The organism is Mesorhizobium sp. M1A.T.Ca.IN.004.03.1.1, from assembly GCF_003997555.1.
Classification (GTDB): Bacteria; Pseudomonadota; Alphaproteobacteria; order Rhizobiales; family Rhizobiaceae; genus Mesorhizobium.
Genome location: NZ_RZTV01000322.1, coordinates 1 through 272 on the forward strand (window position 1 = coordinate 1; position 272 = coordinate 272).

Consider the following 272-nt stretch of genomic DNA (forward strand, 5'->3'; position numbering starts at 1 on the left):
AGCACTCGCATGGCTGCTGGCGCAGAAGCCCTGGATCGTGCCGATCCCCGGCACCACCAAGTCGCATCGCCTCCAGGAGAACATCGAGGCCGTGCAAGTGGAATTGACGTCCGAGGATCTCGCCAGCATCGAAAGCGCCCTCGCCACGATCAAGGTCGAAGGCGATCGTTATCCCCCGCATCTGCAGGCAAGGGTCGATCGTTGATTTGAGAAGCAGCCGCTCCCTGCGGCCGCTTTCATGATTCGCATCATTTCCTCGGCGCCGGCGCATT

1 protein-coding gene is annotated in these 272 nt (G+C 61.4%); it reads left to right on the forward strand.

Annotated elements, in window-relative coordinates:
- Nucleotides 1–205: aldo/keto reductase (locus tag EOD29_RS31835; protein ID WP_164763946.1), on the forward strand; the 205-nt coding region annotated here is incomplete at its 5' end.
- Nucleotides 206–272: the final 67 nt, after the last annotated feature.